The 16151-nt window shown below is 44.2% G+C and carries 14 protein-coding genes, 1 rRNA gene and 1 other annotated feature; all 15 genes read right to left on the bottom strand.

Features of this window, described 5'->3' with window-relative positions:
• Nucleotides 1-2: 2 nt before the first annotated feature.
• Nucleotides 3-746 carry a 23S rRNA (guanosine(2251)-2'-O)-methyltransferase RlmB gene (gene rlmB / locus FHS45_RS19050; RefSeq protein ID WP_062438227.1) on the bottom strand — a complete coding sequence of 248 codons (744 nt, stop codon included), beginning with the start codon at nucleotides 744-746 and terminating at the stop codon, nucleotides 3-5.
• A complete protein-coding gene (locus tag FHS45_RS19045) occupies nucleotides 739-1152 on the bottom strand; it encodes a Mini-ribonuclease 3 (protein ID WP_062438224.1) in 414 nt (137 codons plus the stop codon). Before FHS45_RS19045 ends, rlmB begins: the two co-directional genes overlap by 8 nt.
• Before the next feature lie 3 nt (nucleotides 1153-1155).
• Entirely contained in the window at nucleotides 1156-2550 is a 1395-nt protein-coding gene (gene cysS / locus FHS45_RS19040) for a cysteine--tRNA ligase (RefSeq protein WP_062438221.1), read from the bottom strand.
• Nucleotides 2531-3202, bottom strand: coding sequence for a serine O-acetyltransferase (gene cysE, locus FHS45_RS19035; protein ID WP_062438217.1), 672 nt, complete (start codon nucleotides 3200-3202; stop codon nucleotides 2531-2533). Before cysE ends, cysS begins: the two co-directional genes overlap by 20 nt.
• Before the next feature lie 118 nt (nucleotides 3203-3320).
• Nucleotides 3321-3533, bottom strand: a binding site (T-box leader).
• Between the two features lie 58 nt (nucleotides 3534-3591).
• Entirely contained in the window at nucleotides 3592-5061 is a 1470-nt protein-coding gene (gltX, locus tag FHS45_RS19030) for a glutamate--tRNA ligase (RefSeq protein ID WP_062438214.1), read from the bottom strand.
• Nucleotides 5062-5141: 80 nt separating this feature from the next.
• A complete protein-coding gene (locus tag FHS45_RS19025; protein WP_062438210.1) occupies nucleotides 5142-6323 on the bottom strand; it encodes a bifunctional 2-C-methyl-D-erythritol 4-phosphate cytidylyltransferase/2-C-methyl-D-erythritol 2,4-cyclodiphosphate synthase in 1182 nt (393 codons plus the stop codon).
• Nucleotides 6324-6412: 89 nt separating this feature from the next.
• Nucleotides 6413-7507, bottom strand: a complete 1095-nt coding sequence (locus tag FHS45_RS19020) for a PIN/TRAM domain-containing protein (RefSeq protein ID WP_062438207.1) — start codon at nucleotides 7505-7507, stop codon at nucleotides 6413-6415.
• Nucleotides 7508-7659: 152 nt separating this feature from the next.
• Nucleotides 7660-8733: a DNA integrity scanning diadenylate cyclase DisA gene (disA, locus tag FHS45_RS19015; protein ID WP_062438204.1), complete on the bottom strand. Its 1074-nt coding sequence runs from the start codon at nucleotides 8731-8733 to the stop codon at nucleotides 7660-7662.
• Entirely contained in the window at nucleotides 8734-10107 is a 1374-nt protein-coding gene (gene radA, locus FHS45_RS19010) for a DNA repair protein RadA (RefSeq protein WP_062438202.1), read from the bottom strand. It abuts the gene before it with no gap.
• 177 nt (nucleotides 10108-10284) lie between these two features.
• A complete protein-coding gene (gene clpC, locus FHS45_RS19005) occupies nucleotides 10285-12723 on the bottom strand; it encodes an ATP-dependent protease ATP-binding subunit ClpC (protein WP_062438199.1) in 2439 nt (812 codons plus the stop codon).
• Nucleotides 12724-12747: 24 nt separating this feature from the next.
• Entirely contained in the window at nucleotides 12748-13815 is a 1068-nt protein-coding gene (gene mcsB, locus FHS45_RS19000) for a protein-arginine kinase McsB (protein WP_062438196.1), read from the bottom strand.
• Nucleotides 13815-14357 (bottom strand): protein-arginine kinase activator protein McsA, encoded by a 543-nt coding sequence (gene mcsA / locus FHS45_RS18995; RefSeq protein ID WP_062438193.1) that lies wholly within the window; start codon nucleotides 14355-14357, stop codon nucleotides 13815-13817. The genes mcsB and mcsA overlap by 1 nt, the downstream gene beginning before the upstream one ends.
• Before the next feature lie 21 nt (nucleotides 14358-14378).
• On the bottom strand, nucleotides 14379-14846 hold the full coding sequence (locus FHS45_RS18990) for a CtsR family transcriptional regulator (protein WP_062438189.1): 468 nt from the start codon (nucleotides 14844-14846) through the stop codon (nucleotides 14379-14381).
• A gap of 203 nt (nucleotides 14847-15049) precedes the next feature.
• Nucleotides 15050-15745, bottom strand: coding sequence for an MgtC/SapB family protein (locus FHS45_RS18985; RefSeq protein WP_062438186.1), 696 nt, complete (start codon nucleotides 15743-15745; stop codon nucleotides 15050-15052).
• Between the two features lie 306 nt (nucleotides 15746-16051).
• Nucleotides 16052-16151 (bottom strand): 5S ribosomal RNA (gene rrf, locus FHS45_RS18980); the annotation flags it as partial.

The following is a 16151-nucleotide window of genomic DNA, read 5'->3' as shown; positions in this document are numbered from 1 at the left end:
CGTTATTGTCCTATTGGATTTCGTTTACGATAGACTTCATACATTAAGAGGGACGCAGCGACGGAAGCATTTAAAGATGTTACCTTACCCTTCATCGGAAGTGAGATTGTCCAATCACATTTTTCCTTGATAATCCGGCTGATTCCCTTCCCTTCACTCCCGATCACCAGGGCAATTGGCATCTCACCATCCAATTGGCGATAATCTTCTGTACCTTCCGCGTCGGTTCCTGCCACCCACACATGCCGCTCCTTCAATTCATCTATCGTACGAGAGAGGTTCGTCACCCGGGCGACCGGCATATATTCAATGGCACCGGCTGATGTTTTGGCTACTGTAGCAGTCAACCCGACTGAACGACGCTTAGGAATAATTACTCCATGAGCCCCGACCGCGTCTGCTGTTCGCAGAACAGAACCAAGATTATGGGGATCTGAGATTTCATCCAGCATGATGAAAAAAGGAGCCTCACCCAAGGTCTCTGCTTTTGCGAATAAGTCATCTAACGAACTGTAATCATAGGCAGCGACCGATGCCGCTACCCCTTGGTGGTTACCGTCGACCAGTTGATCGATTTTTTTCCTAGGCACCTTTTGAACCAGCGCCCCATTTTCTTTCGCCAGGTTTTGGATCTTCTGAAATGCCTGATGCTGCAACTGATCAGAAACAAATACTTTGTTGATGGTACGACCTGACTTCAACGCTTCAAATACAGGATTTTTCCCGATGATCCATTCTTCACTCATTCCTATCAACTCCTTTCTCTTCTACTTGTCGGATAGCGTCTGTTACAAGTTCCTCGAGACGACCCAAAGACCCTGAGAGATAATGGTACCCAAGCAGTGCTTCAAATCCTGTACTGTAACGATACGTTTGCACATCGGTATTTTTTGGAATGGAACCAGACTTAGCGTTCCTTCCCCTTCTTACGACCCCTTGCTCTTCCTCAGTCAAAAAGTCATCGGCTATCCAGGCTTGTACGACAGCCGCCTGGGAGGTAGCTGCAACAAAGCGGACCGCAGAACGGTGCAGTTGATTCGGCATTACAGCACCTTGGTTTAATAAGTGATGCCGCACATGCATCTCATATACAGCATCACCCATATAAGCAAGGGCCAGGCTCTTCATTTGTTTCACTTCCATCTTCTCCATGGTTCATCCCCGCTTCCAGCGTGTCCCTTGTGGTGTATCTTCTAAAATGATATCCCTTGCTTTCAAATCATCACGGATTTGGTCGGCAAGTTCAAAGTTCCTGTTCTTTCTTGCTTCAATCCGTTTTTGGATTAAGGCTTCAATTTCTTCATCAATCAGCTCTTCCTGCTTCAATTCTACTCCGAGAATTCCCGTAAGCGAAACCAGAGCTTCCTCGAACGCTTCAATCACTTTTGTAGAAGTTTGCGGGGATTGAAGATACAGGTTGGCATCTTTCGTCAAATCAAATAATACCGATATCGCATTGGCGGTATTAAAATCATCGTCCATCTCTTCTTCAAACTGCTGTTTATGCTGTGCCACTTTTTCCAGCCACTCCTTCTGGCCGTCTTGATCCATGCTCGCTTGTTTACGATGCTGAAGATTTTCATAGGCATTGCGGATACGGTCAAAGCTGTTTTTCGCCCCTTCCAGAAGTGCATCACTGAAGTTGATTGGGTGACGATAATGGACACTTAGCATAAAGAAGCGGATGATATTTGGATCATGCTTTTGGATTAAGTCATGGGCAAGGACAAAGTTGCCAAGCGACTTGGACATTTTTTCATTTTCCACATTGATATAACCATTGTGCATCCAATAATTTGCGAACGTCTGGCAGTTATGTGCTTCCGATTGGGCAATCTCATTTTCATGGTGCGGGAATGTTAAATCCTGTCCTCCCGCATGAATATCGATGGTTTCACCTAAATACTTTTTGGCCATTGTCGAGCATTCGATATGCCAGCCCGGGCGCCCTTTGCCCCATGGGCTCTCCCAGGAAATCTCTCCCGGTTTCGCCTGCTTCCATAAAGTAAAGTCAAGCGGATCTTCCTTCTTCTCACCAACTTGAATCCGTGCCCCAGTGCGAAGTTCATCAATGGACTGATGGGACAGTTTGCCGTACTCATCAAAAGACCGTGTCTTAAAATAAACATCTCCGTCGGATTCGTAGGCATGCCCTTTCTCAATCAAACCCTTGATGAATTCAATGATTTCAGGCATATTTTCGGTAACACGGGGATGATGGGCAGCTTCCTTTACACCAAGTGCTTTGACGTCTTCTTTGTAGGCGCCTATGAACCTGTCGGCAATCGTGGGCACTTCTTCCCCCATTTCATTAGCTGCTTTAATCAGCTTGTCATCAACATCTGTAAAGTTGAGTACATAATCGACGTTATAACCCTTATATTCGAAATACCGGCGAACAGTATCAAATACGATAGCCGGACGGGCATTTCCGATATGGATATAGTTATATACGGTCGGTCCGCATACATACATTTTCACTTTACCTTCTTCGAGAGGTGTGAATACCTCTTTCGTCCGTTTAAGCGTGTTATAAATTTTTATGGCCATCGTAAATCGCTCCTTCGCTATCGTCAATCTGTTGTCTCAACCGCATGATTTCTTCTTCCATCGTTTTCAATCGATCATAAACCGGATCAGGAAGCTTGTGGTGATCCAGGTCCTTCTTCCTTAATTTCTTCCCGTCCTGGATGACTACCCTTCCCGGAATCCCTACTACGGTAGAATTATCAGGAACATCTTTCAATACCACAGACCCTGCTCCCACTTTGGAATTTTCCCCGATGGTTATCGAACCAAGCACTTTCGCCCCTGTAGCGACAAGGGAGTTATCCAGCAAAGTCGGGTGTCTTTTTCCTTTTTCCTTCCCTGTGCCCCCTAGCGTGACTCCTTGGAAAATAGTCACATTATCTCCTATTTCACAGGTTTCCCCAATTACCACGCCCATACCATGGTCGATAAAAAAACGACGTCCGATTGTGGCACCGGGATGAATCTCAATACCTGTGAAAAAGCGGCTGATTTGTGAGATCACACGGGCGATAAAGAAAAACTTCCGTTTATAACAAGCATGGGCCACCCTGTGCGCCCATATGGCATGCAGCCCGGAATAGGTAAGAATAACTTCAAAATACGTGCGAGCTGCCGGATCCTGGTCAAACACGACATCTACATCTTCCTTGAACATTTTGAATAGCCCCATACTTGACCTCCTTAAATATATTAGAAAACCTACTTATCGCCTTTGGCTTATGACGAAAGCATTCGTAAATCTAAAACTTTCTTAAAAAATAAAAAAGCGCCTCTATGCTGCTGATCAGCACAGAGACGCTCCACGCGCGGTTCCACTCTGTTTGAGAAAGTACCTTTCTCCAACTCAATTCTCTATAACGGGAGAACCCGCTTCCGCCTACTTCGTTCGACGCAAGACTCAGAGGGGCAATTCAAAAGCAGGCCTTAAAACCACTTTCAGCCAGGGTGGTTCTCTCTGTGTAAGGGGGATGCTTTCTACTTTTCCTCATCGACGTTCCTAATGATACGTTTCTTAAATGTATTATTACTATATTACAATCATGACCCTTTGTGAATTATTTAGGCTTCCAGTTTATTCAGCACATCATTCAAACGGACAGTCACCGTATCGATACCTAGCAGATGAATAGCATCAGGAAGTTCGGGACCATGTGTCTGACCGGTGGTAGCTACACGGATCGGCATAAACAGCTTCTTCCCTTTATGCCCCGTTTCTTTCTGGACCGCTTTGATTTGAGCTTTAATATTCTGCGGTGTCACTTCTTCCAGTTCGGCAAGCTTCTGCTTGAAGGTGCTTAATACTTCAGGAACCTGCTCTCCTTCCAATACTTCCATTGCCTCACTGTCATACTCGATTTCCTGTTTGAAGAATAACTCTGTCAATTCCACAATTTCAGAACCATAGCTTAATTGTTCATGATAAAGGCTGATTAATTCAAGTGCCCATTTTCGTTCTTCCCCGTCCAAATCTTCAGGAAGACGTCCAGCTTGGATTAAATGCGGCAACGTTAAATCGACCACTTGGTCGAAATCAGCCGCCTTGATGTACTGGTTGTTCATCCATTTCAGTTTAGCCGGGTCGAATACAGCTGGTGAAGTGGACAGACGGTCAGGATCGAACATCTCGATAAATTGACCTTTAGTAAAGATTTCTTCTTCACCTACCGGGGACCAGCCGAGCAGTGTAATGAAGTTGAACAAAGCTTCCGGCAAGTAACCAAGGTTTTTGTATTGCTCGATGAACTGCAGGATGTGTTCATCACGCTTACTCAGCTTTTTACGGTTTTCATTTAAAATCAATGTCATGTGGCCAAATTTAGGCGATTCCCATCCGAATGCCTCATATACCATCATTTGCTTCGGTGTATTGGAGATATGTTCTTCTCCTCGTAATACATGGGATATACCCATCAGATGGTCATCAATGGCAACGGCGAAATTGTATGTCGGGGTACCGTTCTTCTTTACGATTACCCAATCACCAAAGTCACTGGAATCAAAACTGATGTCCCCACGGACAATATCATTGAACGTATAAGTGTGGTCTTTCGGTACACGCAATCGGATACTCGGCTCACGGCCTTCCGCTTCGAATTGCTCGCATTGTTCCTGCGTCAAGTTGGCATGAGCACCAGAATACTTAGGTACTTGCCCCTTCGCCCGCTGTTCTTCCCGTTCCTGTTCCAGCTCTTCTGCAGTCATATAGCACTTGTAAGCCAAGTCACGTTCTAATAAGTCGTCCACATACTTTTGGTAAATATCAAGCCGCTCCATTTGGCGGTAAGGTCCGTACTCTCCTCCGATATCCGCACCTTCATCCCACTCGATGCCAAGCCATTTCAAGTAATCCAGCTGGCTTTTCTCGCCACCTTCGACGTTTCGCTTTTCATCGGTATCTTCCACCCGAATGATGAATTTTCCATTTAAATGACGCGCATATAAATAATTGAATAAAGCCGTGCGGGCATTCCCGATATGCAGGTGGCCCGTTGGACTTGGTGCATAGCGCACCCTCACTTCGTTGTTCATAGTATGTTTACCCCTTTCTAGTTTCCGCTCCATGGAAGGACGTTCTTCACTTTGTCCTATTTTATCATTTTTTCCGTCTTTTAGTTATCATTCTGCAAAAGGACAACAGCTTGTGAGGCAATTCCTTCGCCTCTTCCAGGAAAACCTAACTTTTCCGTGGTTGTCGCTTTGACATTGACCCGGCTAATATCCGCTTGTAATAACGCAGCAATATTTTTCCGAATTTCCTCAATATAAGGCGCCATTTTCGGTGCTTGCGCAATCACTGTACAATCCAGGTTACCCAGGCTGTACCCTTTTTCCTGAACCAGCTGCCAGACATCTTCGAGCAGTTTGGAAGAATCTGCGTCCTTATATGCTTCATCTGTATCTGGGAAGTGTTTGCCAATATCTCCTTCCCCAATTGCGCCTAAACAAGCATCTGCCACTGTATGAAGCAATACATCTGCATCGGAGTGGCCGAGCAATCCTTTTTCATAAGGGATCTCCACACCGCCGATGATGCACTTCCTCCCTTCGGCAAGCTGATGTACATCAAACCCTTGTCCTATCCGAAACATGCCTTCATCTCCCGCCTTGTTGTTTTTATGGGAAAGGTGCGATAGTGCTTTCGCCTTATCCTCTGGAGTTGTTAATTTCATATTATCATAGCTTCCTTGTACAACCTTGACATCTCTTCCCATCCGTTCCACAAGCGAAGCATCATCAGTCCCCGTATATCCGGCTTGTTCCGCCTGTTCATGTGCTTCTAAAATCAATGGATAGGAAAAGCTTTGTGGCGTCTGGGCCGCCCATAAGGTCGTCCGGTCCAGGGTCGTCAGCTTATTTCCATGCCGCTGTTTGATTGTATCTGTAACCGGTACTGCCAGCAATGCCGCCTCATGTTCCATCGTTTCTTTTGCCAACTCATGCAAGTGGGACTGTTCCACAAACGGCCTTGCTCCATCATGAATGAACACTGGAATCGTTTTATTGGAGACCGACTTCAACCCTTGATACACACTATCCTGACGCTCTTTCCCTCCAGCCGTCAACCGGATAACCGTTTTAAAGGAGTGAGCATCAAGCAGAGACTGCATACTCTCTTTCTCTCTTTCATTAATAACTAACACAATCTCCCGACACCACTCGTCTTTCTCAAAAACGGATAAGGTATGTATAATTAAAGGTTTATCATCAAGCAGCAGAAACTGTTTGTTTTTCCCCGCTTTCATTCGCTTTCCCTGACCAGCTGCGAGCACTATTGCTGTATAATCAATCATCATGCATCCATCCTAACCGTTTGTAAACAACAAAAGCGATAACATCATCTGTTATCACTTTTGCTTTTCCTTATTTGTTTATACCCTTTTTATAAGGCTTTTTCAAGTGGTTTCGGTTTAGCGAAAATCATCCGGCCGGCGGATGTCTGCAACACACTCGTGACAATGACATCGATGGTTTCACCAATGTAATTCTTGCCTTCTTCCACAACAATCATGGTACCATCATCCAGGTAGGCAACCCCCTGGTTCTGCTCTTTACCATCTTTTATCACCTGGATTTTCATTTCTTCACCCGGCAGCACAACCGGCTTGACAGCATTAGCAAGATCATTGATATTCAGTACAGCTACATTCTGAAACTCACAAACTTTATTCAAATTGAAATCATTCGTGACCACTACACCATCCATTACTTTAGCGAGCTTGACCAATTTACTGTCCACTTCCTGGATCTCTTCAAAATCCCCCTCATAGATTTCCACGTTGACCGGAAGATCTTTCTGAAGTCTATTCAGTATATCCAGCCCGCGTCGACCGCGATTACGCTTTAACCCATCAGAGGAATCGGCAATATGCTGCAGTTCTTCCAGCACAAATTGCGGTATTACAATGGTCCCCTCAAGAAAATTAGTCTGACAGATGTCGGCTATCCGGCCATCGATGATGACACTCGTATCCAAAATCTTCGGCTTAGGAAGTTCTGCTGTATCCTGAGCAGTATTTTCTTCTTCCGGTTGTTTTTTATCTTTTTTCGTACTATTACCAAATAACGCTAATATTTCATCTTTACGTTTAAAACCCACCTGGAATCCGAAATATCCTAAGAAAAAGGTCAGAAAAATAGGGACAACCTGGCTGACGACTTGAATCTGAATATCCTGGATGATCATATTAATTAAGAATGCAATCACTAGTCCGATAATCAGACCGAAGCTTCCTAGCAGTAAATCAGCTAACGGGGCTTTTACAAGCGTATCCTCAAACCACCTCAGTAAATTTACAATCGAATCGACCAGCCAAAATGTTAATAAAAATAAGATAAGTGCTCCCAAAATAGCGCCGACATAAGAAGATTGTAACCACCCCTGGTCAGTGAAAAGCTTCATCAAATCAGGAATATACAAATACCCTAATGTAGCACCCGCAATAATTATAAATAATTGCACAATTCTTTTAAGCACTATGTTCACCTCCTAGCCAACAGTATGACCAAAATAGCGTTGCTATAACCATAAAAGCAGTAAGTTATATATTTTCTAAGGTAGCACAATTTACAAATATAGTCAATTTTTTAACATAAAATTTTACCATATTGAAATAAAGTTGTCAATTTTTAAATATGCCTATCTACAAATAACTGTTCCTGGACCCTATCCAGCCCATCTCTGATTTTATTTGCACGTACATCGCCAATACCATCGACTTTAACCAGCTCTTTCGAAGAAGCCATCACAATATGATTAAGGGTACCAAAACGTTTAATCAGATGTTCGATAATCAAAGGCGGAAGGCGTGGAATTTTTCTCAGGATGCGATACCCTCTCGGTTCAATAGAATCCTGCATTTTTTGGTTAGGGGAATAACCAAGTAATTTAAGAACCTTCTCCCCAGACATCAATTCAGAATCGGTAGCTTCCTGCATCTTCTTCAACAAGTAAGAAGGTTCATAGTCAGCGTTCTTACTGTAGTCTTTCAGTAGAAGGGTAGCTTCTTCTTCAATATTCGACACCAGCTCGGTCAACTGCATTTGGACCAGCCTGCCTTCGGTGCCGAGTTCGTTTGCGTAATTCAAAATTTCCGTTTTGATGCGAAGGACCATTTCAATCCTGTGGATCACCTGGATCACTTCTGAAAAGGTGACCATTTCTTCAAATTCTAGCGCTCCAAGGTTCGTAATCCCTTGATCCAACACCTTTTTATACTTTTCCAGCGTTTGGATCGCCTGATTCGCTTTCGTCAAAATGACTCCAATATCTTTCAGCGAATAGCGGAGACTTCCCTTATAAAGGGTGATAACATTCCGCCGCTGAGAAATGGCAATTACTAAATGCCCGGTTTGTTTAGCTACACGCTCTGCCGTCCGGTGGCGCATCCCGGTCTCTGTCGACGTGATAGTCGAATCCGGGATGAGTTGGGCGTTAGAGTATAAAATATATTCACCTTGATCATCTAAAATGATAGCTCCGTCCATTTTGGCTAATTCATACAAATGGGCAGGGGTGAAAACAGACTGGATATGAAAGCCTCCATCTACGATATGATGCATCTTTTCATCATACCCTACCACAATCAGTCCGCCGGTTTTAGCACGCAGCACGTTGTCGATGCCTTCACGGACTGGAGTCCCAGGAGCGACAAATTGTAAAATATCGCCGATGACGGACTCTTTCATTTCATGCCATTCCATTTATCTCTCTCCTAACGTTATGCTTAATGCTTCCTGTACTGTATTGACTCCGACCACCTTAATATTGTCAGGGGGTGTCCAGCCGTCAAGGTTCTTCTGCGGGATGATGACTCGCTTAAAACCCAGCTTGGCTGCTTCCTGGACACGTTGTTCTATCCGGGCAACACGTCTTATTTCACCAGTCAGTCCTACTTCTCCTACCACAACATCATCTGCCTTGGATGCCTGGTTCCTGAAACTTGAAGCAATGCTGATGGCAACAGCCAGATCGATAGCCGGTTCGTCCAATTTTACTCCACCGGCCACTTTCAAATAAGCATCCTGATTCTGCAAAAGAAGACCGACACGTTTTTCCAGTACGGCCATTAATAATGGCACACGGTTGTGGTCCAGTCCGGTTGCCATGCGTCTAGGGTTTCCGAATGTAGTGGGAGATATGAGCGCCTGGATCTCCACCAGTACCGGGCGTGTCCCTTCCATGGAGGCTACGATCGTAGAGCCAGCTGCTCCCTGGGAACGTTCTTCTAAAAAGATTTCAGAAGGGTTATCCACTTCTTCCAGTCCCTTTTCTTTCATTTCAAAAATCCCCATCTCATTGGTGCTGCCAAAACGGTTCTTTACCCCTCGCAGAATGCGGAAAGTATGATGTTGTTCCCCTTCAAAATACAAGACGGCGTCTACCATGTGTTCCAACAGCCGAGGACCTGCAATTGAGCCTTCTTTGGTCACATGCCCGACAATGAAAATCGGGATCCCTTTACTTTTCGCGACACGCATCAGTTCACTCGTACATTCCCGTACTTGCGAAACACTGCCAGGCGCGGAGGTCACTTCTTCCCGGTAAATGGTCTGAATCGAGTCGATGACCACAAATTTCGGGTCAATGGATTCAATCTGGTTGACTACTTCCGCTAAGTTGGTCTCCGGAAGGACATAAAGTTCCTCCGAGTTTATCGATAGCCGCTCAGCCCGTAATTTTGTCTGTCTGGCTGATTCCTCTCCGGATATATATAAAACCGGCATCCCTTTGTCTGCCAGCTGTGAAGATACTTGCAATAACAAAGTTGACTTACCAATTCCCGGATCCCCCCCGATTAAAACCAAAGAACCCGGCACAATCCCTCCGCCGAGTACCCGATTAAGCTCCGGCATTTTCGTCGTTATACGCGGCTCCTTTCCCGACTGAATTGCAGTTATTTTCTCGGGCTTCTTAGAAGTACTGCTGTCTGCCTGGAAAACATGGCGGGCAGGGTCCTTAGAAATCACTTCCTCTACTAATGTATTCCATTGATGGCAGGCCGGGCATTTGCCCATCCACTTTGCCGATTCATAGCCGCATTCCTGGCAAACAAATTTACTTTTCTTTTTTGCCAAGCTGATCTCCCCTTACTTCTGTTAATTTTATATACGAAAAGAGTAATGAAAAAGTTGCAAAATTTATTTATTTTTCTCCTATATTAAAACTTGGAAACCAGAAAGACTCCCTACTGAAAGCATAGCGAAAACAGAAAAAAATCGGAAGGCAAAAACCTTCCGATTTCTAATATTCCATTATTTGGCGTAAACAACAAATTCCTGTTGGTCATTGATATCAATATCTACTTTCTGCCCTTTTTCAATGTTCTCTTTCAAGAGCTCTTCAGAAAGCAGATCCTCTACGTTTTTCTGGATAGAGCGACGCAACGGTCTTGCCCCATACTCTGGATCGAAACCTTCGCTTGCGATTTTTTCAATGGCTTTCTGAGATAAGGTGAAGTCGATCTCCTGTTCTTTCAGGCGCTTACGCAGTTCCTCAGCCATAAGCGTGACAATGTCTGTCATGTGTTTTCTTTCTAGAGAATGGAATACGATTGTTTCATCAATCCGGTTCAGGAACTCTGGACGGAATGCTTTTTTCAATTCACCCAATACTTTTGACCTCATATCGGAATGATCCTGATTGTCATCACCCAGGCTGAAACCTACGAATTTATTCCGTTTCAATTCTTGAGCCCCTACGTTGGATGTCATGATCAGAACGGTATTACGAAAGTCGACGACGCGCCCCTTTGAATCAGTCAACCGTCCATCCTCCAGCACCTGTAGCAAGATGTTGAATACTTCCGGGTGAGCTTTTTCAATCTCATCCAGCAGGACAACGGAATATGGCTTACGACGGACTTTCTCAGTAAGCTGACCGCCTTCTTCGTGGCCGACATATCCTGGAGGTGAACCTACCAGACGAGAAGTGCTGTGTTTTTCCATATATTCGGACATATCGATGCGAATCATGGCATCCTCATCACCAAACATCGTTTCAGCAAGCGCGCGGGCAAGCTCTGTCTTACCTACACCAGTCGGTCCTAAGAAGATAAAGGAACCAATCGGACGTTTTGGATCTTTAAGTCCGGCACGAGCACGACGAATCGCTTTAGAAATGGACTTGACCGCTTCATCCTGGCCAATGACACGCTTATGAAGGGTGTCCTCCATATTCAGCAGACGTTCGCTTTCATCTTTAGCAAGTTTAGATACCGGGACTCCCGTCCATGTAGAAACGACTGCTGCGATATCTTCGGTAGATACTTCGGAGCTTTCCTGCCCTTGCTTTTCCTTCCACTCATTTTTAGTCTGCTCCAGCTCATCACGAAGACGTTGTTCACTATCGCGTAGAGAAGCTGCTTTTTCGAATTCCTGGCCTTGTACAGCAGCATCTTTTTCCTTGCGTACTTCCTCCAGCTTCTGTTCCAATTCTTTCAAGTTTGGCGGAGCAGTATAAGACTGCAGGCGGACTTTGGATGCTGCTTCATCAATCAAGTCAATTGCTTTATCCGGCAGGAACCGGTCCGTAATATAACGGTCAGATAGTTTTACTGCAGATTCAATCGCTTCGTCCGTAATGGTTACACGGTGGTGAGCTTCGTAACGATCACGCAGTCCTTGTAATATTTGAACCGATTCATCTGTTGTCGGCTCATCGACTTGGATCGGCTGGAAACGGCGTTCTAGCGCTGCATCCTTCTCTATATATTTACGGTATTCATCGATTGTAGTAGCACCGATACATTGCAGTTCACCACGGGCTAGTGATGGCTTCAGGATATTTGAGGCATCAATCGCACCTTCAGCACCACCCGCTCCAATCAGGGTATGCAATTCATCGATGAATAAGATAATATTATTAGCCTGACGGATTTCTTCCATTACTTTTTTCAAACGATCTTCAAATTCACCCCGGTATTTCGTCCCCGCGACGACCGTACCCATATCAAGGGTCATAACACGTTTATCCCGAAGAATTTCTGGCACTTCATTACTAATGATCTGCTGTGCCAGACCTTCTGCGATAGCCGTTTTACCTACACCAGGCTCACCAATCAAAACAGGGTTATTTTTGGTGCGTCGACTGAGTACTTGAATAACCCGCTCGATCTCTTTACCACGGCCAATGACCGGATCAATATTTCCTTCCTTGGCAATTGCAGTCAGATCACGTGCCAGGGAATCTAACGTCGGGGTGTTGGCATTGGCTGCCTGGCTGGAACCTCCACGACGATTCTGACCGTTTGATGATTCGTTATTCCCCAAGAGCTGTAAAACTTGCTGACGAGCTTTGTTCAGGCTCACTCCTAAGTTGTTCAACACACGTGCTGCGACTCCCTCACCTTCACGGATCAAGCCTAGCAGGATGTGTTCTGTGCCTACGTAAGAATGGCCAAGCTTTCGAGCTTCATCCATGGATAGTTCAATCACTTTTTTAGCTCGCGGTGTATAATGAATGGTTTGAGAAACTTTCTCTCCTCTTCCAATCAGCTGCTCCACTTCTCCCTGGATCTTTTCCGCTTCCAGGCCTAAAGCGGTGAGGGCTTTAGCTGCAATTCCTTCACCTTCCCGTACTAAACCAAGCAGAATATGCTCTGTTCCAATATTATTATGCCCTAGTCGTACTGCCTCTTCTTGTGCCAGTGCCAACACTTTTTGTGCTCTTTCTGTAAATCGCCCAAACATCATGGACATAACCTCCTTAAAGTAGTGTTACTTTTTTTCTAATTGTAGCCGCTCACGTATCAGCGAGGCTCTTCTTACATCCCGCTGATCTGGTGTCAATGTTTCCTGAGCGTATTGTTGTAAAAATCCTGGCTGCGTCAAAATCATCAGCTCGTTCAAAATATTTTGTGATACATTTTTAATAAATCCTAAATCAATTCCCAGTCGAACATCCGATAAACATTTGGCAGCTTCTTTAGACTCGATGATCCGACTATTTTTCAGCACTCCGTAAGAACGGAACACCCGATCTTCTAATTGGATGCCGGAACGCTGCATCAGTGTTTCACGCGCTTTCCTTTCCTGGTCAACCAGCTGCCTGACCACGCTTTGCAAATCTTCTACAATATCTTCTTCTGACTTTCCAAGCGTGATCTGGTTGGAGATTTGAAAGATATTGCCTAACGCTTCGCTTCCTTCTCCATAGATCCCCCTTACTACCAGCCCTAACTGGTTGATAGCTGGAATCATCCGGTTCACTTGCTGCGTCATGGCAAGGGCCGGCAAATGCATCATGACAGAAGCCCGCATCCCTGTACCGACGTTTGTCGGACAAGCTGTTAAATACCCTCGCTTTTCATCAAAGGCATAATTTATCTTCTCCTCCAGCCAATCATCCAGCTCCGAGGCACGTTGTAAAGCCTTTTCTAACTGAAAGCCAGGATAATATAACTGGATACGAAGGTGATCCTCTTCATTGATCATAACCGATATTTGCTCATTCTCAGAAATCAATGCGGCCGAATGATCTGAATGTTCAGCAAGATGAGGGCTGATCAAATGCTTTTCAACCAGCACTCTTTTTTCTATCGATTTCAGCCTGCTCATTTCTACTAATTCCAGATTTCTATAGTCTTTAAATGACTGATGAGCATATTCTTGATTAAAAAAATCAAGAATCGGTTTGAGCTCTTCTTCTTTTGCAATGATAGGAAAAGTTACCTGCGCGAAGTTCCTGGCCAGCCGAATACGGCTGCTGAGCACAATATCGCTGTCAGGCCCTTCCTCTTTCATCCATGGACTAATCGCTTCATTCATGAAATTCTGAAGAGACATCAGACATCTCCTCCTTGCTCATCATCCAGCTGTTTCTCCAGCTTTCGAATTTGATCGCGTACTTTAGCTGCTTCTTCAAATTCTTCTCTATCAATCAATTGATGTAACTCATGTTTTTTCTGTTCTATTTCTTTTCTAAGGTGAAGGTTGTCGCCTGCACGTTTTGGAATTTTCCCATTATGCTGGGTATTCCCGCTATGCACGCGTCGAAAAATCGGATTGAGCTTCTCATCAAACGTCTTGTAACATTCTGCGCATCCGAATTTACCAATTCTGGCAAATTCCTGATACGTAAGACCACATTTAGGGCATTGCACCTGCTTAGCAGGCTGCGTGGAAGTTGGTGCTGTGCCGCTGCTAATCGAGGTGGCATGATCAAAGTTGAATAAGCCAGATAGCAAGTCATTCAATGAAAAGGAAGTTTCTCCGTAACCTTTTTCTTTGGCACATTGTTCACACACATGAATTTCTGTTTTGTCCCCATTGATAACCTTGGTCAAATGCACAGTTGCCGGACGTTGATGACATTCTTGGCACTCCATCTCAACTTCTCCCCTTTCTCCTTATGACATCTTATATCTAAGGGTCGTTAACATTGCTGTTAAAATCCTTGCTCTAACTTCATCTCGTAATGGTAATTGAAAGGTCAGTACTTGGCGGGTCATTACACTAACCATCAATTTGGCTTCCCGCTCTGTAATGATTTCTTCTTCTAATAGTCTTTCAATAATATCAATGGCGGCTGTCTGTGTCACTTTATCCCGGATGTTTTCTAAGATTTCATCTAATAGTTTCGTATCATCCTGGTGTTTGACACGTATAATGCGGATATAACCTCCGCCACCCCGTTTACTTTCTACTATATAGCCTTTTTCCACAGTGAACCTGGTCTTAATCACATAATTAATTTGAGAGGGAACACATTGAAATCGCTCTGCTATTTCGCTTCGCTTTATTTCGATTGCATCTTGACGGTTAGAATCGAGTATTTGTTTTAAATAAGCTTCAATGATGTCGGATATATTCCGCATCTTCCCCCCTCCTCTTTTGACTTTGACTATCTTTGACTTTAATTTTATTATACTTAAATTTTTTCTGGATGCAACTAAAAAGTTTATAATTTTTTCATACCATTCATGTTCCCCTAATTTGCATGTTTTTAAAACCATGATTTATAAGAGATTATGTAGAAAAAAGCCGTACTACATAGATGCAGTACAGCTTAGGTGTGGTTTCATGCTTTTCGTTCGTATACCAATTTGACATGTTCAATTTTAGAAAGACAATCAAATAAAACCGTTTGGTCAAACTTTTGTCCTCTCTCTATTTCAATAAAAAGCGTCCGTTCTCCTGTTCGTTCATTTTCAATCGATAATCTTTTTACATTTAGACCGAATTGATCAAAAGTCTCCACCACTTCTCCCATGTTGACTTCTTTTTCTACTAACAAACGAACAAAATTCCTTCCTCTTCCTGCCATTACTTTTTCTTCAATTTGATTCAAGACTACCAGGCTTAACAGTACTAAAATAGTAGTTAGAATAGCAGCGTCATACATCCCGGCACCGATCACCAAACCGATTGCTGCCACCGTCCAGATCGATGCAGCAGTGGTCAGCCCTTTGATAGTCATACCATTGACAATAATCGTGCCTGCTCCCAGGAAACCAATCCCGCTGATTACATATGAAGGGATCCTTGCCGGATCAAATCTGATATTATTTGATGACTCCATAAATGTTTCGAATCCATACAACGATAAAAGCATCATCAGACAAGCTCCGACCCCGACTAGTATATGGGTTCGAAAACCCGCAGAATGGTTTTTTAATTCACGTTCAAAGCCTATCAAGCCTGATAAAAGAAGAGCGATAAGCAGTCGTAATAAATAAGTATTAAAGTCGTCATCTAAAAAAGGGATAGCTTCCATCACCCTCACCTCCAACCTTGCATATATGCTGATTATATATAAGTATGAACAGTATAGCACTCTATACCTGTTTTTTAAAAAAGAAAGAACAAAAGCGCAAGCGCCTTGCTCACCCCCGACAAGCTTAAGACAAGCCTCGGCGTGACGTTCCTTGTCACAGAGAGGGTTGACTTAAGACCTCGAGGGGGTAGGCGCTGGAGCTGGATGGAGCCCACCACGTAAAGTTATCCACAAAAAGAAAATTTTATAATTTCCTAGACAACCAAAAAACCCGAAAGCTTTGGGAAACTTCCGGGTTTTTCGATTGCCTAGCGGCGTCCTACTCTCACGGGGATAAACCCGACTACCATCGGCGCTGGAGAGCTTAACTGCTGTGTTCGGCATGGGAACAGGTGTGACCTCTCCG

It is taken from the genome of Thalassobacillus devorans (assembly GCF_011761345.1).
GTDB lineage: Bacteria > Bacillota > Bacilli > Bacillales > Halobacillaceae > Thalassobacillus > Thalassobacillus devorans.
The sequence above is the reverse complement of the archived record's forward strand: the minus strand, read 5'-3'. Positions and strand labels throughout refer to the sequence as shown.

Coding starts and splice junctions, on each gene's coding strand:
- cysS (WP_062438221.1), bottom strand. CDS start 2,550: ATGGCCATAAAAATTTATAACACGCTTAAACGGACGAAAGAGGTATTC.
- FHS45_RS19045 (WP_062438224.1), bottom strand. CDS start 1,152: ATGGAGAAGATGGAAGTGAAACAAATGAAGAGCCTGGCCCTTGCTTAT.
- FHS45_RS19025 (WP_062438210.1), bottom strand. CDS start 6,323: ATGATTGATTATACAGCAATAGTGCTCGCAGCTGGTCAGGGAAAGCGA.
- mcsB (WP_062438196.1), bottom strand. CDS start 13,815: ATGTCTCTTCAGAATTTCATGAATGAAGCGATTAGTCCATGGATGAAA.
- cysE (WP_062438217.1), bottom strand. CDS start 3,202: ATGGGGCTATTCAAAATGTTCAAGGAAGATGTAGATGTCGTGTTTGAC.
- FHS45_RS18985 (WP_062438186.1), bottom strand. CDS start 15,745: ATGGAAGCTATCCCTTTTTTAGATGACGACTTTAATACTTATTTATTA.
- gltX (WP_062438214.1), bottom strand. CDS start 5,061: ATGAACAACGAAGTGAGGGTGCGCTATGCACCAAGTCCAACGGGCCAC.
- FHS45_RS18990 (WP_062438189.1), bottom strand. CDS start 14,846: ATGCGGAATATATCCGACATCATTGAAGCTTATTTAAAACAAATACTC.
- mcsA (WP_062438193.1), bottom strand. CDS start 14,357: ATGGAGTGCCAAGAATGTCATCAACGTCCGGCAACTGTGCATTTGACC.
- rlmB (WP_062438227.1), bottom strand. CDS start 746: ATGAGTGAAGAATGGATCATCGGGAAAAATCCTGTATTTGAAGCGTTG.
- disA (WP_062438204.1), bottom strand. CDS start 8,733: ATGGAATGGCATGAAATGAAAGAGTCCGTCATCGGCGATATTTTACAA.
- clpC (WP_062438199.1), bottom strand. CDS start 12,723: ATGATGTTTGGGCGATTTACAGAAAGAGCACAAAAAGTGTTGGCACTG.